At 28.4% G+C, this 23070-nt stretch carries 20 protein-coding genes and 1 tRNA gene; 3 read left to right on the top strand and 18 right to left on the bottom strand.

Annotated features, from left to right (window positions below; all coding sequences use genetic code 11):
- Nucleotides 1–23: 23 nt before the first annotated feature.
- From H8R92_RS02040 to H8R92_RS02000, 9 genes are all read right to left on the bottom strand, one after another.
- A complete protein-coding gene (locus H8R92_RS02040; RefSeq protein WP_186834567.1) occupies nt 24–1814 on the bottom strand; it encodes an FUSC family protein in 1791 nt (596 codons plus the stop codon).
- Nucleotides 1815–1970: 156 nt separating this feature from the next.
- Nucleotides 1971–2498, bottom strand: coding sequence for a hypothetical protein (locus tag H8R92_RS02035; protein ID WP_186834566.1), 528 nt, complete (start codon nt 2496–2498; stop codon nt 1971–1973).
- Between the two features lie 199 nt (nt 2499–2697).
- Nucleotides 2698–4995: a bifunctional glutamate--cysteine ligase GshA/glutathione synthetase GshB gene (gshAB, locus tag H8R92_RS02030; RefSeq protein ID WP_186834565.1), complete on the bottom strand. Its 2298-nt coding sequence runs from the start codon at nt 4993–4995 to the stop codon at nt 2698–2700.
- An 80-nt stretch (nt 4996–5075) separates the two neighbouring features.
- A complete protein-coding gene (locus tag H8R92_RS02025) occupies nt 5076–6386 on the bottom strand; it encodes an MATE family efflux transporter (protein ID WP_186834564.1) in 1311 nt (436 codons plus the stop codon).
- Nucleotides 6387–6510: 124 nt separating this feature from the next.
- On the bottom strand, nt 6511–6822 hold the full coding sequence (locus H8R92_RS02020) for an ArsR/SmtB family transcription factor (RefSeq protein WP_186834563.1): 312 nt from the start codon (nt 6820–6822) through the stop codon (nt 6511–6513).
- Nucleotides 6823–7004: 182 nt separating this feature from the next.
- Nucleotides 7005–7670 (bottom strand): ABC-2 transporter permease, encoded by a 666-nt coding sequence (locus H8R92_RS02015; RefSeq protein WP_022213085.1) that lies wholly within the window; start codon nt 7668–7670, stop codon nt 7005–7007.
- 2 nt (nt 7671–7672) lie between these two features.
- Nucleotides 7673–8527, bottom strand: coding sequence for an ABC transporter ATP-binding protein (locus tag H8R92_RS02010; RefSeq protein ID WP_186834562.1), 855 nt, complete (start codon nt 8525–8527; stop codon nt 7673–7675).
- On the bottom strand, nt 8520–8903 hold the full coding sequence (locus H8R92_RS02005) for a GntR family transcriptional regulator (RefSeq protein WP_022166860.1): 384 nt from the start codon (nt 8901–8903) through the stop codon (nt 8520–8522). Before H8R92_RS02005 ends, H8R92_RS02010 begins: the two co-directional genes overlap by 8 nt.
- A 145-nt stretch (nt 8904–9048) precedes the next feature.
- Complete coding sequence (locus tag H8R92_RS02000) at nt 9049–9231, bottom strand: DUF1858 domain-containing protein (protein WP_022213088.1); 183 nt, start codon at nt 9229–9231, stop codon at nt 9049–9051.
- Between the two features lie 154 nt (nt 9232–9385).
- On the opposite strand from H8R92_RS02000, the gene H8R92_RS01995 reads away from it, so the two are divergent.
- Nucleotides 9386–9781: an RrF2 family transcriptional regulator gene (locus H8R92_RS01995; RefSeq protein WP_022213089.1), complete on the top strand. Its 396-nt coding sequence runs from the start codon at nt 9386–9388 to the stop codon at nt 9779–9781.
- Between the two features lie 221 nt (nt 9782–10002).
- On the opposite strand, the gene H8R92_RS01990 is transcribed toward H8R92_RS01995, so the two are convergent.
- From H8R92_RS01990 to H8R92_RS01980, 3 genes are all read right to left on the bottom strand, one after another.
- Nucleotides 10003–10707 (bottom strand): LrgB family protein, encoded by a 705-nt coding sequence (locus H8R92_RS01990; protein ID WP_022213090.1) that lies wholly within the window; start codon nt 10705–10707, stop codon nt 10003–10005.
- A complete protein-coding gene (locus H8R92_RS01985; protein WP_186834561.1) occupies nt 10691–11062 on the bottom strand; it encodes a CidA/LrgA family protein in 372 nt (123 codons plus the stop codon). Before H8R92_RS01985 ends, H8R92_RS01990 begins: the two co-directional genes overlap by 17 nt.
- A 332-nt stretch (nt 11063–11394) precedes the next feature.
- Entirely contained in the window at nt 11395–12648 is a 1254-nt protein-coding gene (locus tag H8R92_RS01980; protein ID WP_494545900.1) for a transposase, read from the bottom strand.
- A 130-nt stretch (nt 12649–12778) separates the two neighbouring features.
- On the opposite strand from H8R92_RS01980, the gene H8R92_RS01975 reads away from it, so the two are divergent.
- Nucleotides 12779–13717 carry an L-lactate dehydrogenase gene (locus tag H8R92_RS01975; RefSeq protein WP_022213092.1) on the top strand — a complete coding sequence of 313 codons (939 nt, stop codon included), beginning with the start codon at nt 12779–12781 and terminating at the stop codon, nt 13715–13717.
- A gap of 58 nt (nt 13718–13775) precedes the next feature.
- Here H8R92_RS01975 and nifJ read toward each other — a convergent pair whose 3' ends face one another.
- Nucleotides 13776–17294, bottom strand: coding sequence for a pyruvate:ferredoxin (flavodoxin) oxidoreductase (nifJ, locus tag H8R92_RS01970; protein WP_186834560.1), 3519 nt, complete (start codon nt 17292–17294; stop codon nt 13776–13778).
- 219 nt (nt 17295–17513) lie between these two features.
- Here nifJ and H8R92_RS01965 point away from each other — a divergent pair.
- Nucleotides 17514–17589, top strand: a tRNA-Met gene (locus tag H8R92_RS01965).
- Nucleotides 17590–17628: 39 nt separating this feature from the next.
- On the opposite strand, the gene H8R92_RS01960 is transcribed toward H8R92_RS01965, so the two are convergent.
- The 5 genes from H8R92_RS01960 to H8R92_RS01940 form a co-directional block, all read right to left on the bottom strand.
- Nucleotides 17629–19284: a sensor histidine kinase gene (locus H8R92_RS01960; protein ID WP_186834559.1), complete on the bottom strand. Its 1656-nt coding sequence runs from the start codon at nt 19282–19284 to the stop codon at nt 17629–17631.
- Between the two features lie 226 nt (nt 19285–19510).
- A complete protein-coding gene (locus H8R92_RS01955; RefSeq protein WP_022213095.1) occupies nt 19511–20134 on the bottom strand; it encodes a cyclase family protein in 624 nt (207 codons plus the stop codon).
- A 170-nt stretch (nt 20135–20304) separates the two neighbouring features.
- Entirely contained in the window at nt 20305–20751 is a 447-nt protein-coding gene (locus H8R92_RS01950; RefSeq protein ID WP_022213096.1) for a dUTP diphosphatase, read from the bottom strand.
- Between the two features lie 103 nt (nt 20752–20854).
- On the bottom strand, nt 20855–21292 hold the full coding sequence (locus H8R92_RS01945; RefSeq protein ID WP_022213097.1) for a hypothetical protein: 438 nt from the start codon (nt 21290–21292) through the stop codon (nt 20855–20857).
- A 127-nt stretch (nt 21293–21419) separates the two neighbouring features.
- Complete coding sequence (locus H8R92_RS01940; RefSeq protein WP_186834558.1) at nt 21420–22709, bottom strand: uracil-xanthine permease family protein; 1290 nt, start codon at nt 22707–22709, stop codon at nt 21420–21422.
- Nucleotides 22710–23070: the final 361 nt, after the last annotated feature.

Here is a 23070-nt window from a genome sequence, read left to right as displayed (position 1 = left end):
GCAAAAATCTATTTTCTTTATCACTATCCATTAAAAACCATATTTGCTTTATTAAATTCTTCATATGCTTTTATGATATTATCTTTTCCTTTCTTTTTAACATTAAAATTAAAAAGTGTATCATAGGATGTTTTAATTAAATAATAATTATTCATATCTATGAATTGATTAATTTTATCATCACCATATTGCATATTTCTGAGATTGAGCTTTTGCATAAGAAGCATCAAATGAATTATTACATCCCTTATATTATTAATATTTTCATTATTATTTAAATAATCTCTACTATCTTCTATTACATATTTATTATATAGCTTGATTTTTTTCACCAGCTGCCTTACTCCATCTTTAAGCCTGTATGGGAATATAACCTTATTGGCTACTAAGACCAATATCACTCCATCTATTACATATATTATTCTTAAAAATATTAATACATTTATATTTTCAGTTAGTGAAGATACGCAAATTGATGCCACAGCTGCAAACAATGAAATCTTATAATACTCTTTAAATCCATATAAAAGATATAGTGAGCAAATTAGAATTAATATAGTTATGAATTTATTATCAACCATATTAATAATAATTCCAGTAATCAATATAGCTAATATATTTCCTTTAATTCTATCTCTTGCTTTTGTTATAGTATCTTCATAATATGGTTGCATAATAGACATTATTGTTATAATGGCCCATATTATTTTATAAAATCCTAAAAACTCTCCTACTAAAAGTGCTATTGTCAATGTTATAGACATTCTTATAGCAAACTTAAACCTTATACTATTTACATTAAAATATTCTTTAAAAACATTTTTGAAGATATCTAAATGAGACCTTTGCCATTCTTTGTATACTTTATTTATTTCTTTTTTATTCATTTCAGATAAACGCATTATGTTCTTATATACCTCCATAAATATATCCCCAACAATTGGGAATACTTCACTCTTATTAATATTATCATCAATAAATAATTGAACTTTTTCTTCTAAGTCATCTACCTCTATATTTCCTGCGGCATATTTTTCTAATCCATCTAAAAGCTGCTCTATATCACAAAGCTCCTTTTCCTTTAAGCTTTTTTCTAAAGCTATATCTTTTAAAAGTAAATTAAAATATTCTAAATTTATCAAAAGATTAAATTGAATAATCCCTATATTGGTAGTTAGGTATTTCCTATGTCTGCTTATGTATACTTTATAAGTTAACTCTCTCATCTTTCCAGTACATTTATTTTTAAGTTCATCTGAATAGTCATTACTTTTAATATTTTCCACCTGCTCTTTTAACATTCTTATATATACAACTATGCTATTACCTAATACAGATTTTTCATTTATTTTCTTTATAAAGCTTGCTGATACAATAACCGCTACCCCAAAAAGCACAGAATAAAGCCTTTCTGGTAATTCACTAAAAGATACCGTAGAATATTGAGTAAATATATAGAGCATAACAAATGGCTTATAAAAAGTTAAATCATATTGTGAAATTATGCTGTACATAATTAAAAATATTGCTATAAAATTTATTATTATTCCACTATAAAGATTTAATGATGATATAAATGAAGTAACTACTATAAGCATATCTAAAATAATTAACCACATAACTTTATAGAAAGTCTTAACATAAAAATTCTGTCTTCCTAATACTGTTGATGTTAATGCAATAGGAAAAGCTATCATTATATTTTTAACTCCAAATAATATCCATACACCAAACATGGTTATAACTGCTACCGTCCCATTTTTAAACATGCCATATAAATTAACATTATATTTTTTTACTAAACTTTTAAACATAAAAATAACTCTATCCTTTCCTTTATGGATAAAGTTATTTTTATCTTTATATGAATTTTTTATTAAATACAAAAAATTGTAGAAGAATTTAAGGTACTAATGGAATCTGGCCAAAACTAGCTTATATTGCTACTGTTAATATAAAATAAATGAAATTTATTTATTAAATATTGGACTTATTCCTTGTGCATAATTTCTCTTTATATTTCCAAAAAGGCTTACTGATTCATCTAGCTCTTCTTGCTCCTTAGTCTTTTCTTGTTCTTTTACATCTAAAGTTGTCAATGAGTTCTTTTCTTGTGCTGTTAAAATTGGTTCTAAGGCTATGTCCTCTTCTTCATCATTAATTATATTATTATTTAATTCTAATTCTTCAGCTTCACTTTCATTTTCTTCTAATTGAATTACTGGAGTTCTCTCAACAGTTATCGTATCTTCTCTTTGCTTATTAAATGCAGTTTCTTTAATAATCATTTCTATATTCTTAATAGCAACTTCATGTATTTGTGAATTATACATAGTACTACAGTCAACTGTAATAGAAGTATCTGCAATTTGTGCAATTCTTCCTTTAATTGATACTGATTTATATTCTAATGATACTATATCATCACTTTTAAAAACTATAATTTCTCCATTATGTTCAACTTTTAAAACTTTAATATTTTCTACATTTACCTTCATTTTACCTTCTCCATTCTATATATATATATCATAATTTATAATACTACATATTTTATATATAATAAACACTTGAATGATGAGTATACTTCAATAATTTAGTCTACTCATACTACTTCATATCTACTTTCCTTTCCATATGCAAATAAAGGAATTTCCTTTATTTGCAGCTCCCTTATCTATATTTTATTTAAATAAAGTTCTATACAAGTTCTAATAACTTAAGTACTTCTACAGCAATTTTTCTTTCTGTACCTATAAATGGATATGAGTGTATATGTATTGCTGGATTAAAGTTAATTTCTATTATTGCGTAATTAGTATTTTCATCACTATAATCCTCTAACATCATATCCACACCGCAAATCTTAGCACCAGCTGCTTTACTTGCCTTTACAGCGATATCCTTGAATTTTTGTGGTATATCATCTGTATAATCTATACTATCTCCTCCAGTGCTGATATTGGAATTCTCTCTTAAATATACTGTTTCTCCTGCAAGTGGTACATAGTCAAAATCCTTATTTTGTTGCTTTAAAAATATAGCTTCATTTTCACCAAGGTTTATTTTTTCAAGAGGTGTTACATATCCCTTACCTCTTAAAGGATTTTTATTTTTTAATTCAACTAATTCTCTTATGGTTTTTACTCCATCACCTAAAACATTTGCTGGCACTCTATGAAGTATTCCTACAACTTTATCATCAATAACCAAGAACCTATATTCTTTTCCTTTGATAAACTCTTCAATTAACACTGTTTTATCAAACTTAAATGCTATTTCAAAAGCTCTTTCTATATCTTCTGCATTTGCTCCTTCAGGAAATATGTTTATTCCAGTACCAAAATTAGTTGATTTAGGCTTTATAACTATAGGCTTTCCTATATAATTATTTATACAAATCTTTGCTTCTGCAAGACTATCGAACTCTTCACCAACTGGAACCTTGATACCTTCTTTAGCTAATACCTTTTTAGTAACAGTTTTATTTTCCATGATAAGTACTGTTACATAATTATCCTTTGATGTCTTCGTGGCTTGCTTTACATATTCAACCTTTTCTCCCTTTGTTAAAGAAATAAAGTTTTCGCTTCTATCTACTATATCAGTCTTAATTCCTCTTTTTATAGCTTCCTTCATTAATATCTGAGTAGAAAGTTCTAAATCCTCAAATCCCTCTAACTTAAATCTATTATTATAAGCACTTTCCTTATAACCTTCAGCTAAATCTACATTAGCCTTTATATATCCTTTTTCTTCTATCAGTTTTCTATACTTATAGGCATATGTTAATGAGCTATCTGCCATTTTTGCTATTGCTTCATTGATTATATCTTCTTTTCCTAAATTCAGCTCTGAATTCATAGCTTTCATTTCATTTAGTATTTCTAAGCCCCAGCTTCTTCTATCAATTATTTCTCCATCTTTAATTAAATCAACATTTTCTATGCCATATTTTGCAACTAAGTGTTGATTTCTTACAGCTTCTTGCTGCCACTTATCATAACTGCTTTCTTCTTTAATAAGCATATATATATTTAATAATTGAAGGAAATATAAATCATTTAAGCTTATACCACCCTTTTCAAATGGGTTTATATCGATACTTCTATATTCTAGATAGCTAATTCCATCTTCTAGTAATGAATTTAAGAAATTTTTAGGATTCTTAGCTTTTAATCTTACCTGGCTATATAATTCCTTATAGCTATCTATCACTCCATCATTTACATATTTATTGATGCTTTCAACATAATCTTCTACCGTATCATAATTTGGATAAAGTTCTTCTTTGTTTCTATATCCACATTCTCCATTTCTATGAGAAACTGCACCATCTACAGTATACCCATCTTCACTTATCTGTTTAAGCTTACAGCTGCATCCATTTAAAAAGCTTTCATGTATTACAGGTGCTGCACCTAAAAGATAAACTATAATCCATCTATATCTTAAATAATTTCTTGCAACCTTTAAATATATAGAATTTTTATACTCCTTGTATGTTAATTCCTTGTCACTACTTTCATATAATTTTCTTATAATCTCTTCATTAAAAGAATAATTATAATGAATTCCTGATATAAGTTGCTTCTTTCCACCATATTTTTTTAAAAGCTTATTTCTATATTCTTCAGCTTCTCTTCCCTCTTCACTATATTTAGCTACAGGTATTTCATCATCTTCTGGAATAAAACATGGCATTGATTGTGGCCATAAAATTTCATCACCTATCTCTAAAGCTACTATGTCATAAAGTGCCTTTGAAAAACTATATGTTTCTTCTATTTTATCTAAGGCAGGAGTTATTATTTCCACCTGACTCTCTGAAAAATCTGTAGTTATATAAGGATTTAAAACTTTATCTCCAAATATCCCTGGATGATCTGTAAATGATAAATATCCATTTTTATCAACTCTTAACATTTCTCGCTCTATACCACAATTTCCTTTTAAAAGTTGCTGTGGTATAAATAACTCTTTAATTTTCTTTAACATTTTTTATATTCCTTCCTTAAATTCTCTATAATTATATCTAATATAATCTATTAAATTTATCTGGTCAAATACTTATAAAACTATAACTTCATCTTAACAACGATCAAGTACATAATGTATGATGTTATACCTTTTAATATACTTGAAATGGAAATACTCATCCATACTCCATTTATACCAAATCTTCCTACAAACATCAAAGCCATAGGTATTCTTAATGCTGTAAAGACAATACTTATAAGTGATGGTATCTTCGGTAATCCAAGACCTGTAAATGTTCCATTGGATATAGTTTCTATAGTGCTAAATATTTGTGAAAAAGCCACTATCCTTAAATAATCAGCTGCAATTATTATAGTTTCATTTTCACTAATAAAAAGCTTAATTATGGGCCTATTTAAAAAGACAAATACAAATACCATCATTAGAGAATAAAGTATACCTAATTTTAATGCTGTTTTATATCCTTCCTTAATCCTATTATATTTGCCTGCACCAAAGTTTTGTCCTACAAAACTTGATATAGCTCCATGAAGTCCACCTATCACCATATATGTTATAGATTCAATCTGCAGACCAATTTTTTGAGCTGCTATGGCATTTGCACCAAAACCACCAATTATTCTTGCCAAAACTATATTTATCAAGGTAAATAATACTCTTTGGAAAGACATTGGAATTCCTAAGACACAAATTTCTTTAACTTTTACAAAATCTAATTTAACACCTCTATAATATCTTAAAAAGCTCATAGATTTTCTTCTATATAATAAAAACATGATAATATTAGCTACCAAGGTTGCCAAAGCAGCTCCTGATACCCCCATATTAAATATATATATGAATATTGGATCTAATATTATATTTGAAACAATTCCTATGGCACTTATAATTAATGCTATTTTATTGTTGCCATAACTTCCTATAATTTTAGAATATAGCATATTAAAAAATCCAAAAAATAAAATTGGTCCATTAATAGCTAAATAATAAAATGAATTTCTTTCTACTATAGTATTATTTAAATTTAAAAAGTCTATAAATATTTTTCCACAAAATATCAATAATAAGCCATAGCTTAATGCTATTATTAAATTTATAACTAACCCAGCATTAATGTATTCCTTTTCTTTTTCAGTTTCTTTCCTGCCAATAGCTTGTGCAAGTTTTATGGTAGTCCCTATTACCACCATTGAATTTATTGCATAGCCTAGACCTACAAAAAAACTTGATGATCCCACACTAGCTACTGCATCACTTCCCACTGCACCAACCCAAAGCATATCAATAAGATTATAGGTGAATTGTAAAAGTGAAGTTGCCATTATTGGTAGTGCAAGCACCGTTAGTACATTTATTACTTTTCCCTTAGTTAAATCTATCTTTTTCATCTTAACTCTACTCCTAAATATAGATATTTATCTATATTTAATATAAATGACTATCTATATAGTGTCAATCTATAAGTTTTCATGAATAAATAATAAAAACCCCAGCTATAACTGAAGTTTTCTGCTATTGCTCTATTTCATTGCCATTAATATCCATGTCTTTATTAGTGATAGATTTTATAAATTTAATGAGTTCCTTAGCACTTTCATTGCTTATTTTATAATAATTCCAAGTTCCACACTTTCTTGCTTCCACCAATCCACATTCTATTAATACTTTCATATGATGTGATAATGTAGGTTGAGTAAAATTAAAATGTTCTAATATCTTGCATCCACATTTCTCCTCATATGATAATAAGTCAATGATCTTTAATCTATTCACATCACTTAAAGCTTTAAATATTCTTGAATTAACTTCATATTTATCGTCCATACAAATCCTCCACTAATCATATATTCCTTTTATAAAATAAAAAAAGGAATACAGACTCTCTCTATATTCCTCAATATATCTCACTATTTTTTTAATGTCAATATTTCTTTATACAATACCCTAATTTGATATAGCCTTGCTTCAATTATAAAGTTACAAGGTAGTTTTCACCATATACTTTTTTATGCAGTTCTATTTATATATAGCCTTTGTGATACTATATTAGATATTTCAAATATTAATAAGCCACATAATATTAAGAAAATGCTGACCATAACTGGATTATTTTCTATATATGCTGCTATTGCTTTAAATTTTTCTGTAGATTCTCCCATTAAACTCCCAAGAAGAGGAACTCCTATTGCTATCACAAAAAAAGGTACATAAGTGAAAATCTTTCCTTTAGTATATCCTAATTTAAAATATGCTGGAAGCTGTAATGACACTAATATAAGTGACATAAAAAAACCTGTTACTAAAACAAATAATAGTTCACTATACTCCAAGCCTTGTTTTAAAATCACATTTCCAACTATCATAATAATATAAGAAAGTATAGTAAAAAATATCATTGTCCCTAAAGTAAAGATATATCTTCCATTAACAATATTTCGCTTCTTTAATGACAAGGTACCATAAAAATTCTCTATATTATTTTTTTCACTTAAGGCAAAAGGATAGCTTACCATTATTACACCATAAAACATAGCTATAAATGACATCATATATATATTTTTAGTGGTTATTATCACTGGAATAGATACTGCAAATAATAATAGCATATACTTCTTCAAATATGGCTTTACCATAAATAAATCTAATTTTGCAAACTTACAAACTTTTTCCATTATTACATGGCCTCCTTATTCATATAAATCATAATTTCATCAAGAGATGCTTTTTCAATAATTACCTTGCTAGAGAACCCTACAGCTTTCTTAAGCTCAATAAGCCCTTCAAAACCTGTGCTATGCATTCTTAAGCCAATGATTTCTTTCTTCTGGCTTTCTGTGATATCTTCTTTTCCACCCTTGATAATGCAATATTTCTCTAAAAACTCATCCTTTTCTCCTGTAAAAATAATCTTGCCATTATTTATATAAGTTATATAATCAGCTATTTTTTCTATATCAGAAGTTATATGTGAAGAAAATATTACGCTTTTTTCTTCATCTTCTATATAATCTCTTAATATATCTAAAAATTCATCTCTGGCCACTGGATCTAAACCACTAGTAGGTTCATCTAAGATTAAAAGCTTTGCTTCGTGAGAAAAGGCCACTGCTATCATCAGCTTCATTCTCATTCCTCTAGACAAATCTTTAACTTTCTTATCTCTAGCTAAATTAAATTCCTTTAAATACTTTTCATATATGCTGCTGTTCCAATTCTTATAAAACATACTTACAGCTTTTTCAACATCATTTAGAGTCCAATCTTCTAAGTAATAGCATTCATCAAATACTACACCAATTTGCTCCTTAATCCTTTCTTCCTCTCTTATATTATCAAGGCCAAAAACCTTTATTTCTCCAGAGTCTCTCTTTATCATATTTAATATAAGCTTAATAGTAGTAGTCTTTCCTGCTCCATTAGCACCTATAAAGCCCATAATATACCCCTTTGGCAAATTAAAAGATATATTATCTATTTTAAACTTTTTATAATCCTTAGTAATGTTGTTTATCTCTAATACATTATTCATAACTTTCCTCCTCTAAGATAAAATCCAACATATTTTTTAATTCTTCTCTGCTAAGCTGCGCCCTTTTAGCTGCCACAATAGCTTTTTCAAAGCATTCTTCTATTTCTCTAAGTTGCTGTTCTTTTAACATCTCGTTATCTTGAGCTAGTACATAGCATCCCTTTCCTTGAACATTTGTTACAAATCCTTCATATTGCAAATCATTATATGCTCTAGTGGTGGTTATTACACTAACTTTTAATTCTTTAGCCAATTGCCTTATAGAAGGAAGCATTTCCCCTTCCTGTAATTCACCTGAAAGAATAGAACTTTTAATTCCTTCCTTTATTTGTTCATATATAGGAATCCCTGAACTATTTGATATAACTATTCTCATAATTACCTCTTTTCCAACTGTATTTAAAGTCATTACTGTATATATTCTATATATACAGTATATACTCCTTACATTAATTGTCAACACTTTCTAAAAAAATAAACTCACAGAAAATATCTTCTGTGAGTTTATTACTATACTTATACTATTTATTTAATGCTTCTAATAATTCTGTTAAGTTTATTCCATGAATTTCTGCTGCATCTTCAATACATTCAGCTTGTGCTGATGGACATCCTACACACCCCATACCAAAGCCCATTAATATTTCAGGTGCATTTGCTTTCATCTTTATTACTTCACCAATTGTCATATCTTTAGTTATCATTATATGTACCTCCATTTATCTAAATAATATTTTTGCATTTATTCTATAAATAATATATCATAAGAGAATAAAATGTTCAATTGAAATGCACATTTTATTTTACATTATTTTTTGATAAAATAATACTTATTAGCAAAAGAAAAGAGGACTATATATGCAACTTTCAAAATTTACTGATTACTCTTTCAGAGCTCTTATTTATTTAGCAGATAAAAAAGATTCCTTAGCTACTGTTGAGGAATTAGCTAATGCTTTAGATATTTCTGAACATCACTTAAAAAAGATAATTCATAAGCTAGCAAAAACAAATTATGTTATTTCCATCAAAGGGCGTGGTGGTGGTTTAAAACTAGGAATGGAGCCTAAAGATATAAATCTAGGGGAAATACTTAAAATTACAGAAGACAATTTAAATATTGTTGAATGTTTTAATAATCCAGAAAACTGCCCATTAATGACTGGTGGTTGTAAACTTAAATACATTATTTCTAACTCTCTTGAAAAATTCATTAAAGAATTTTCAAAATATAGCTTAGAAGACATACTTTAAAAATCAAACAGTGCATATTGCTTTTCTTATGCACTTAATTAAGTCAACATAAATAGCTAAGTTAAGTCGTAAATATCACTTCGCTTATTTATTAGTTTAGCAAAGCTACAAACTAATTTACCTAAGCGAAGCTTAATTTACTTAGCAAAGGGAATTAACATTTTACCTTTTCAGTTGTAACTTCTTAACTATAGCTATACTAAATTTAACTAATAAAGTATTTATGTAATTAAATTAATAAATAATTGATATGTAGCTGGTGCTATAAAAACAGTCATAATTCCAGCAACACCTATGGAAAGACTACTCATTGCCCCTTCTATTTCCCCCATTTCTAAAGCCTTTGTTGTTCCTAAAGCATGAGATGACGTTCCAATTGCTACTCCAATGGCAACTTGATTTTTTATCTTAAATACTTTACATACTATTGGTGCTATGACAGCTCCAATAATTCCTGTTATTAATATTGCCAATACTGTAATAGGTATGATACCGCCTAATTGACTTGATATTTCAATTCCTATGGGTGTAGTTACAGATTTAGGTAAAAGAGAGGCTATTATTTCTTCATTTAAATCAAACACTACACAAGATATAATAATTGATATTACACCTATAATAGTACCAATAAAAATTCCTACTACTATTGGAACAGCATATCTTTTTAAATTATCTAACTGATTATAAAGAGGTACTGCAAGTACAACCGTTGCAGGCCCTAAGAACATATTGATGAAATCTCCACCTACATTGTATATTTCTACATCTATATTAAATAATAACAAAAATACTATTACCATTATTATTGATACTAAAAGTGGATTTAATAATACTATTCCAGTTTTTTTTCTAATAATTAATGCCAATTCAAATGCTATAAGAGAAATAACCACCCCAAAAAGCATATTATTAATTAAGCTTTCCATCTTTATCACCTTCTTTTTTATTAGCTATTTTTTGAACTACTAGTCCTGTACATATCATAGTAATTGCAGTTGTTACAAAACATACAATTAATAACTGTAACCATATATTTTTTATTACTGAAAAAGATGATATTAAACCTACTCCAGCAGGTATAAAGAAAAATGCCAAATGCTCTAAGAAAAAGTTAGAAATGGTGCTTATTTGTTCTACCTTTATTACTTTTAAATACAATAATAAAAATAATATAACCATTCCTATCACATTGCCAGGTATAGGAACTCCAGTAATATCTGTTATTAATACTCCTAAGAGATATATACCAAAAATTATTATGGCTTCTCTAAATAACTTCATTTTTCCACTCTCCTTAATGTTTTTATCTTATTATTCTACAATCCTCATGATGATTATAACACTTATTTTTCAGTGTTATAAAATTTTCAAAAAATTAAAATAATTCTTCTCCTGTCTATAGTACTCTCTATAATCATAAATTATATTGAAAAGAATAAATTCATGGGGCTGTCGCAATAGCGGATAAAAAAATCCGTTAGCGATAGCTCCTTTTCTATACTTTTATAAAATTTAAGGCATATTTTATGATATGGATAGACATTATTTAAAAATAGACGCACTTTAATAAAGCTAACAGAAAAAACTTGAAAAATTTAACTATTAAGCTTCTTTTAGCTCAAATAAATACTTACCAGTTCGGTTATATTGTATTTTATTATGTAATTTATTAACATTATGAGCAATAGCAAGTCTAAATCTTCTTTCCTTTGTCGATTAAACTTTTTTGAAGTTTCAAATTTTTTAGTTCTTTTCTCCAATGGAATTTTAGAATTATTTCCTTTAATGCATTGACTCTTATAGTTGCAATTACTACAGTCCTCACATATATAAATTGTCTTTACACTTTCATATCCAGCATCGGCAACTATTTTTAAATATTTAAAATTTGAATTTTCTTCCATACTTTTAAGAAATAGTATCAATGTAGTTGTGTCTGTTAGCTCAGGACCAACAGTAAGCCACGTAATATATTCAGCATCCACCCCATGTTGCACATTATAAGCTGGTTTAAGTTGTCCATTTTTCATAGCATCTTCTTTCATTCTCATAAATGTAGCATCAATATCCGTTTTTGAGTAACTATTTCTATTTCCGCAAGTGTATACCTTTCTATTATATTCTTTAAATTTTAAAAGATATTCTTCGAGTTTCTCTATAGACTTTTGTAAAGTAGTTTTTCTTTTACCACATCCGTGGACGAACTCTATTCCTTCTAAATTTTTTAATTCATAAAGTTTTTTCCTAAGCTTTTTTACATGCTTCATTTGTACTTTATCTTTATAAATTAATTTAATTCCATAAAGTTCTTCACATTCTTTTACAAGGTCGGCTATTTTTATTAACAATTTAGATAGATTTTTTGTTACAGCTTTTTTCCAAACAAAAGTATATTTATTAGCACAAGCTTCTATTTTAGTACCATCAATAAATATTGACTTACCTGATATTTCCCCAATTTTATAAAGAAACTTGGTTACTTCTGATAAAAGTCTTTTAGCACATGGAGCAAAGTGTAAACTTCTAAACCTTGCAAATGTTGAATGGTCCGGTGGCGAAGCTCCTTCTAGTAGAAACATAAAATTGATATCTCTTCTACATGCAGTTTCTATGTCTCTTGAAGAGTAAAGTCCATTCATATATCCATAAAGCATAATTTTCAGCATATTCATTGGTGATACTTGATTTTCTCTTATTTTAGAATAAGTAGAATATAGCTCAGTTAAATCCATCTCCTCCACAAACAGGCTTAGCAATCTCACCGAATCATTATCTGAAATTATGCACTCTATATCAAAAGGAAGTTTTAATTGATAAAACTTTCGATTTATAGTATAATTCTTGTGTAAGATTTTTTTAAAGTACATAAAAATATTTTACCATACATCTCAGACTCATGGAGTTTGAGATTTATTTTTTAACAAAAATGAGCTGTGCACTAATTATTTAGTGCGACAGCCCCATATGGCTATTAATATTATAAAGGAGTGTTTATTAATGAGTAAAATATCTATAATTGGTGCAGGTTCAATTGGTGCTACTACAGCCTTTGCTCTATTACAAAAAGGAGTTGCCACAGAAATAATCCTTAATGATATAAATCAAGAAAAAGCTTTAGGTGAAGTACTTGATCTAATACATGGAAGTTCCCTTTGTAAACCTTGTAAGATTTCACTGGGAACCCTTGAAGATACAGCAAATTCAGATATAATTATTATAACTGCTGGTTTAGCTCAAAAACCTGGAGAAACAAGATTAGATTTAGTTGATAAGAACTATAATATCTTTAAAAGCTTTATTCCAACCTTAGCTAAGCTAAGTCCTAATTCTATCCTTTTAGTAGTTTCAAATCCTGTAGATATACTAACCTACATGACATATAAGTTATCTGGATTCCCTAAAAACAGAGTTATTGGTTCCGGTACTGTTCTAGATACTGCTAGACTAAGAAGCTTACTGGGAAAATACTTCGAAATTGATGGTAGAAATGTTGAAGGATATGTACTTGGTGAACATGGTGATAGTGAATTTGTTGCTTGGTCAGAACTATCTATCGGAAATATTCCTGTTAAGAGCTTCTCAGAACAGTTTAATATAGAATGGGATAAAGAAACGGAAAATGTTATTGCTACAGATGTAAAAAATGCAGCATATGAAGTTATCAATAGGAAAGGTGCTACTGCTTTTTCAGTTGCCCTTGCACTAGTTAGAATAGTTGAAGCATTTTTAGGTGATGAAAAATCTATCCTTACAGTTTCCACACTACTAGAAGATTACCTTGGCGTAAGCAATGCTTACTTAAGTGTTCCTACTATTGTTGGAAAAAATGGTATTGAAAAAGTTCTTGATATTTCATTAAGCGATGAAGAAAAGGTAAAATTCATCAATTCCGCTAACTTAATGAAAGAATATATAGATAGCATTGATAATAAATAGCTGTATTAAATACTGGTAGTAAATAATAAAGCATAGCTTTTTAGCTATGCTTTATTGTTTAATTTATTTCTGATAACTTCTTATACATATCATATCTTCTAATAGCATCTTCCTTAGTTCTTGCAAATAATTCTTCTGCAAGTTCTGGATATACCTTGGCTAAAGCAGAATATCTTACTTCTCTCATTAGGAAATCATTAAATAAATCATAATTTGGTGCTTTAGAATCTAAAGAAAATGCTGGTTTTTGTCCTACTAAATCTGGATTGTATCTATATAATTGCCAGTATCCACAAGCTACTGCCTTCTTTTGTTCACCTGGTGTATCTCCCATTCCTGATATAATTCCATGATTTATACATGGAGCATAAGCAATTATAAGAGATGGTCCATTATAGCTTTCAGCTTCTGCTATTGCTTTAACTGTTTGATTCATATCAGCCCCTAAGCATACTTGTGCTACATAAACATAACCATAAGTCATAGCCATTAGTCCTAAATCTTTCTTTCTTATTCTCTTACCTGATGCAGCAAATTTTGCTACTGCTGCAGTTGGTGTTGATTTTGATGCTTGCCCTCCTGTATTAGAGTATATTTCTGTATCCATTACTAAGACATTAACATCTTCTCCACTGGCAAGTACATGGTCTAATCCACCATAACCAATGTCATATGCCCAACCATCTCCGCCAAAAATCCATTGTGATCTTTTAACTAAAAATCCTTCATCCTTCTTTATTGCCTTAGCTAGTTCACTTTCTTCATTTTTTAAAGCTGCTTTAACTTTTTCAGCTCTCTCTCTTGTTCCTTCACTTTCATCTTTATTTTCAAGCCACTCTCTTAAAACAGATTTAACATCTTGGCTCATGTCACTTTCCAATGCTTTTTCAATATTACTTGCTATTCTTTCTCTTACAGCCTTAACTCCTAAATACATTCCAAGTCCATATTCTGCGTTATCTTCAAATAATGAATTTGCCCATGCTGGTCCATGACCATTTTGATTCTTTGAATATGCTGTAGCAGCTCCTGCTGCAGCCCATATTGACGTACATCCTGTAGCATTAGCTATCATCATTCTATCACCAAATAACTGAGTTACAAGTTTAGCATATGGAGTTTCTCCACACCCTGCACAAGCACCTGAGTATTCAAGCAAAGGCCTCTCAAATTGACTTCCTTTAACTGTAGCTTTCTTCATAGGATTTGCTTTATCTTTAACCTTATCTGTAGCATAATTCCAAGGTTCTATTTGATTATGCTGAGTTTGTTGTGGTCTCATTATCAATGCTTTTCCTGGTGCTGGACAAATTTCTGCGCAATTTCCACATCCTACGCAATCTAAAGGACTTACACCTATAGTAAAATACTTAAGCTCTGGATCTTTAATTCCTTTAGCATTTATTACCTTAAAATATTTAGGTGTCTGTGCTTTTTCATCTTCATTTAATAAAAATGGTCTTATTGTAGCATGTGGACATACATATGAACACTGATTACATTGAATACAATTTTCAGGAATCCATTCTGGAACATTTACTGCAATGCCTCTCTTTTCAAATCTTGTAGTACCTGATTCAAAAGTATCTCCAGCTCCAGTTTCTACAAATTTTGAAACAGCTAATTTATTACCTTGTAATTTATTTATAGGCTCACATATCTCTCTATAGAAATCAGTTAAATGTTTTTCTATTTTTTCTTCGTTATCTGTAGCATCTTTCCATGAATCTGGTACATTTATCTTTTTAACGGAATTAATACCTGCATCAATGGCAGCAAAATTCATATTGACTACTTTTTCACCTTTTTTACCATAAGAAGTTACAACTGCTTCTTTTAAATACTTAATAGCATCTTCTACAGGTATTATATTAGCTAGTTTAAAGAATACTGATTGCATAATCATATTTATTCTTCCGCCAAGACCTATTTCTTGAGCTATTTTAACAGCATTTATTGTATAAAAATTAATATTATTTTTAGCTATATAACTCTTTAAACTTCCTGGAAGCTTTTCTTCTAATTCTTCTTCATTCCAAATAGTATTTAAAACTAAAGTACCATTTTTCCTTAATCCCTCTACTATATTATATGAAAATACATATGATTGATTATGACAAGCAATATAATGTACTGAATCTATTTCATAATGTGACTTAATAGGTTTATCTCCAAATCTTAAATGTGAAATAGTTATACCGCCTGATTTTTTAGAATCATATGAAAAATAACCTTGAGCATACATATCAGTATGATCTCCAATTATCTTAATGGCAGTTTTATTAGCTCCAACTGTTCCATCTGAACCTAATCCCCAAAACTTACAAGCAGTAATACCTTCTGGTGTTACATCAATATTTTTTACTTCTTCTAAAGATGTATATGTTACATCATCATCTATTCCTATAGTAAACCTATTCTTTGGATTATCCTTACAAAGATTTTCATAGACAGCTACAATATGTGATGGATTTGGATCTTTAGAACCTAATCCAAATCTTCCACCAACTACTACTGGTGCATCTTCCATTTCACTTACTGCCTTAAGTACATCTAAATATAAAGGCTCACCTGAAGCTCCAGGTTCCTTTGTCTTATCAAGTACAGCAATTTTCTTAACAGTCTTAGGAATTTCAGCTAATAATCTTTCATAGCTGAAAGGTCTATATAATCTTACTTTTATCAAACCAACTTTTTGACCTTTATCCATCAAGTAGTCAATGGTTTCTTCTATTACTTCAGCTACAGCTCCCATTGCTATTATTATTCTATCTGCATCTAATGCTCCATAATAATCAAAACAGTGATATTCCCTTCCTGTAATGTGTTTTATCTTATCCATGTATTCCTCTACTATATCTGGTATAGCATCAATATATTTATTGATTGATTCACACATTTGGAAATATACATCTGGATTCTGATTTGTTCCTCTTATAACTGGATGATCTGGATTTAATCCATATCTTCTAAATCTTTCTAATGCTTCTTGGTCTATAAACCCTTCTAGATCTTTACTTTCAATCACCTCTATCTTTTGTAATTCATGCGAAATTCTAAATCCATCAAAAAAGTTTATAAAAGGCATTTGTGCTTTTATAGCAGATAAATGTGCAACTGCTGATAAATCCATAACTTCCTGCACAGATCCTTCACAAAGCATTGCTATACCAGTTTGTCTCGCTGCCATAACATCTTGATGATCTCCAAAAATACTTAATGAAGATGTGGCTATAGCTCTTGCTGCAACGTGAACAACACCTGGAAGCCTTTCTCCTACTAGTTTATATAAATTTGGAATCATAAGTAATAATCCTTGAGATGCTGTATATGTAGTCCCAAGAGTTCCTGCTTGCAAAGCTCCATGAAGTGCTCCAGCTGCCCCTGCTTCAGATTGCATTTCAACAACTTTTACAGGTTGACCAAAAATATTTTTTCTTCCTTTAGCTACCCATTCATCAACATGTTCAGCCATAGGAGATGAAGGAGTAATAGGAAATATTGATGCTACTTCAGTAAACATATAAGATATATGGGCAGCTGCTGTATTTCCATCCATTGTCTTCATTTTTCTCATTATCAGTTCCTCACTTTCCTTTCTTCACTATATAATTATTTTTTATCAAATTAAAATTAATATACCTTCATAGTATTTTTATTATTTAGTTAACTATGCAATTATCTTTTATAAAATTTTCTTTATGTTATAATAAAAAAAATTATATATAGTTGACTTTTAAAAATTATAGGCATATAATTAAATTATACCTCAAGTAAACGTTTAAATATATGATGTCGCGGGGTGGAGCAGTCGGTAGCTCGTCGGGCTCATAACCCGAAGGTCATAGGTTCAAATCCTATCCCCGCAACCAAAAAAGAAGTTTAAAACATTTAAACTTCTTTTTTTAGTATTAATATAATTCATATATATCTGAAAATTCTATATGTATTTTTTGTACCAATGGTTTACTTTCAGCATCCATTACTTTATTATAAACATCTAATTCTTCATCAATTTTAATATTAGGTAATTTAACAACAAATTCACTGCCTTTAGAAACTTTTTCTAAATATACTTCTCCATCATGTAACTCTACTAATGACTTAACTAAAGCTAATCCTATACCGCTTCCTTCTTTTTTTCTATTAAAGGACTTATCTTCTTGAACAAATCTATTAAATATTTCTTCTCTAATATCCTCTGAAATTCCAATACCATCATCTTTAACCCTAATAAAAACATACTTCTCATCAGCTTCAATAAAAACCGAAATATTGCCATTATTATCAGTAAATTTAATAGCATTAGATAATAAATTTAATATTACCCTTTCCATACTTTCAGGATCACATCGTATTTTTAACTCTTCTATATATGTATCAAAAACTATATTTATATTCTTTGATTCCACATATGGAACAATTGATAATGTAATGTCTTCTACTAAACTTACAATTTCACAATTAATAAATATAAGCTTCATATATCCAGAATCAATTTTAGTCATATCCACAAGATTATTTACTAACCGCAATAGTCTATAACAATTTTGTTTTAATGTATGCTCATATTTATTATAAGCATCACTTAAAGATTTTTCACCATTTTTTTTATTTATATCCAATAATTGAATACAAGAATAAATTATATTAATAGGAGTTTTTATTTCATGAGACAAATTAGCAAAAAATTGACTTTTAGCTTTTTCTATTTCCTTTATTTCTTTATATTTTATTTTTAGTTCATCAAAACCACTTACTTTATTATTTAAACTTATACTTTCCTGAATTTTCCTTATAACTTCTATATATAATCCAATTAATAATATAGTATAAGCAATTAATGTTAACATTTTATTATATTCTAAAATCTTGTCACTATACTTAAAAAATATATCAAAATAAAATATCCTTCTAATTGTAAATATACTAATAGTTGTTATAAATATTGTATATATAAACTTATTTTTTCGTATACATCTTATTGACAATAATATTAGTAGTATAAAATAGTAAATTAATACACTTCCTTGCAGAATATTCCATAAAATTTTATTATTGCTTATTAAAATATAATTTACATTAAATTTCACCTCTATAAATGTAACAACAAAGTTTATTATCATTGCTAAAATAATAGATATTCTCTTATTTTTAAGAATTTTATTGGCATATTTACCTTCATTAAAAATTGCTATTGTAAGTAAAAAAACTCTAAAAACAAAAGTAAATGTTATTAAATGTTGTATTAATACATTATAGCTATTAATAAAATTCACATAAATATATTCAATTAAAATACTTACATATGATAATGTTAATATAAAAAATTCATTATTTCTATACATATAATAGTATAATATGCAAGTTGGAATAGCTATTATCCCTATAACTATATTAATTGAATTCAAGTCTTCAAGTATAGGCAAACTATTTATACTATTAATGTCTATTATCTGTATTCCTAAGATAGCACACCCTAAAAAAATAATTGTAGTAAATAGCATGTACATAATATGTTTTCTGTTTTTATCTCTATAATCCATTTGTTCACTCTTTAAAATCATATAGCTATAATCTCTTTTCCATCAATATTTATTTCTAATAATAACATAAATTGTCTAATTATGCTATATTTAAATATAGTAATATTTTCAATACTAGCTAATAATAGTTAAGTGAATGTTTTATTGATTTAGATGAAATATTATAATTAGATTACACAAGGAAATATATTTTATCCTATTTTTTCATACTTATTTTACATTTCCCCCCATATGCTTTTTCCTAAAATTAATACCCCTGATATTGAGCAAAGGCTCTAACCAAGCTAGCTTCTGCATTAATTTTTAATGGTTGAGCAAAAACTTCAAACTTTTCAACATATACTAAATCTTTTAAATTTGTTATGTTTTCTAACAATGCAATATCATTCTTTAAAAGTATCTTATGAATATTGTATGGATGCTTATCAGGAGAAGGAGCATCAATTCCTATCATTTTTATTTTCTTAACTACTAAAAATTCAGCAAATTCCTCACTTATCACTGGATGATCTTCAAAATAATCATCTTGACCAAACTTACTGCTACATCCAGTGTAAAATAAAACTATATCATTTTCCTTAATCTTTTTATAGTATTCTTCCTTTAAATTGATAATATCTTCTCCTACTACATTAATTAATACACCGTTTCCAATAAATCTGTCCAGCGGATATTCACTTATATATTTGCTATTTTCACACATATGCATAGGTATATCTATATGAGTTCCTACATGCAGTCCTGTACTTATATTATAAGCAGTATAACCGTCCTTTTCCAAATCTGCTGCTTGTTTAATACTAAAACTTTCATCTCCAGGATATACCTTTGTATCATTATCTATTATTTGAGTTAAATCAACATACTTCATAAGTTTATATCTCTCCTTCTAAAAGCTTTTATTTTTTCCTAATTTTACCACATTATTTATTATAAGACAACAATTGACTTTGTCAATATTTACATACATTTAAAATTATGCTTTATATATATCACTAAAGGGTTTATATTAAAAACTTTTAATATAAACCCTTTAAATATCTATTTCACCCCCGTAGTTCCAAATCCTCCACGATCAGAATTTCCAAAGTTATCAACTTCTTCAAGCTCTATTTCTGGCATTACTTCCATAATTCTAAATTGACCTATTTTATCACCTTTTCTTATCCAAGTACCATTCTTTTCATTGTCTTTTCCTTGTAGGCAATATACTGGCATATGCCATTGATCATTATCTCCTATATATGTATCATCAACAACCCCTACACTGTTTGTTTGAATTATTCCCCATGTTTTAAAAGTTGAACTTCTTGGTGCTAAATGTCCTTCCCATCCTTGTGGTAATTCTAAAGCAAAACCTAACGGTATCATCTCTCTCTCATTTACAGGTACAAACACATCTTTATTGGCATAAACATCAATCCAATTACCTTTGCTTATCTTTTCCAATTTCCTTGCTTCTTCAAAATATTTAATTCTTATCTTCATATTTTAATCCTTTCTTTTGTACTATATTCAAATCCTTTTTTATATAGTATCATATATTTTATTGGGATGATAGGATATAATTACAAACCTATCATCTCATTTATCATTTCCTTATCTTATTAATTACAAGAACAGTTTCTTCCTGATTTTCCTCATCTATTGTAACTTCATTCCATTCCATATATGTCGGTTTCTGAAAAAATCTTCTATCTACAATAGCTATCACTCTATAACTACCTTTTTTCAAATTTACAAAAGTAACTTGGCCTTTTTCATTTGTTAATTTTGATGAAATAAGCCTCGGTGAAATTCCATTTAACATGTACAAATTTATTTTACTAGAAGATATTAACGTTCCATCTTTACTACCTAATTTAGATATAACATTTATCTTCCCTCTAATATCTACATTTTCCTTTTTATTATTTTCTACCGGCTCTACCTCATAACTTTCATAAGTTACTATATTTTCTTCAGTGATATTAGGTACTATCTCTTTATCGTCTATACTTCCATAATCATCATCTATTTTAATTTTCATCTTCACCTCTCCTTTTATCATATATTGACATAATATGCTTAAATCCTAATTTTGTGATAAAAAATTAAAATTCACTATAAAGACAAAAAATGAGGCTTAGTTTTAACCAGCCTCATTTCTAATAATACTATTTATTTTTTCTATATGTTAAATTCATAACTTGATTTAAAATAACACCAACAATTCCTGCTAAACTTAATCCTGAAATACTAACACTGCTTGTTACTCTAATTCCTATAGGAGTACTTAAAATATTTCCTGATAAACCAATAAATAATATGGCTATAATTATTATTATATTTTGAATATTCATCTCAACTTTTTCTCTTTTTATTGTTTGCACTCCAACAATAGCTATCATTGAAAATAGCATCAAACTTATTCCACCCATAACTGGGCTTGGCATAGTTACTATTACTGCTCTAAATTTACCTATAAAGCTTAATAGTATTGCAAATACTGCTGTTATTCTTAATATTGAAGGATCATAATTTTTAGTTATTGCAAGTACTCCTGTATTTTCTCCATAAGTAGTATTTGCTGGTCCTCCAATTAGTCCTGCTGCAAAAGTTGCTAATCCATCTCCTAGCATTGTTCTATTTAAACCTGGATCTTCAATAAAGTTTTTTCCTACTACTTGACCATTGGTTGTTATATCTCCAACATGCTCCATAAATACTGCTAATACTACAGGAACAATTATTACTATGGCTGATAAATCAAACTTAGGAAGAGTAAAATTTGGTACTGCTAGAAGTGCTGCTTCTGATATAGCTCCTGTTTCAACTATTCCCATAACATATGAAATTCCATATCCTACAACTACTGCTATTAATATTGCTACCTGCTTTAACATTCCTTTGCCATAATGTTTAATTATTAAAGCTAAACCTAAAGTTACAGCTGCTATTAAAACATTTCTTATTGCTCCTGTTTCTCCGCCTAACAATCCATTAACTCCAGCATTTTTTAATGCATCTGGAATTAAATTAAGTCCTATAACCATTATCATTGGTCCTACCACTTGTGCTGGTAATACTTTTCTAATTTTATCTACACCAATCTTCTTAATTATAAAAGATAATATTACATAAATCAGCCCTACTGTTACAATTCCACCTTGTGCATATCTTAAATCTCCATATTCTTTTGCCACCACTTGAATTACTGGAATAAATGCAAAAGATGATCCTAAGAATACTGGAACCTTTCCTTTTGTACAAAGATGAAATATTAATGTTCCAAGCCCTGCTGAAAACAATGCTACTGCTGGATCTAACCCTGTTAATAAAGGTACTAATACTGTTGCTCCAAACATTGCAATAAGATGCTGAAACCCTAATATGCCCTTAAAAAATCCGTTTCCAACTTTCGCTTTCTTTAAATCCTTACTTATTTCTTCTGTAAATTGCACCATATGTGGTCACTCTCCTCTTAATTTAATATAACAATGTTACTTGTCTTAACTAGCTAAAAGCCAATTTTCTTAAGGAGAAACTCTATTTCTCCCTTTATAGCCTCTCTGGACTATTATTAAAGGTATTTACATCAAAAAAGCTCCTTACCTGGTCGGTAAGAAGCTATAGATATCACAAAAAAACATAGAATACCACTATATGCTACTTTCCGACCTCTCTGGATCGCTTTAAAGATAAATCTTAAACTAATTATACATAGATGCTTTACTTTTTGCAATGCTAAATCACATATTTTTCTACTTTATTTTAATATTATTCGGAAATACTATAAATATGATTAATTTAATTTTTTTACTTCCT

It is taken from the genome of Clostridium lentum (assembly GCF_014287815.1).
Taxonomy (GTDB): domain Bacteria; phylum Bacillota; class Clostridia; order Clostridiales; family Clostridiaceae; genus Clostridium; species Clostridium lentum.
This window is presented reverse-complemented; position numbering and strand designations above follow the sequence as displayed.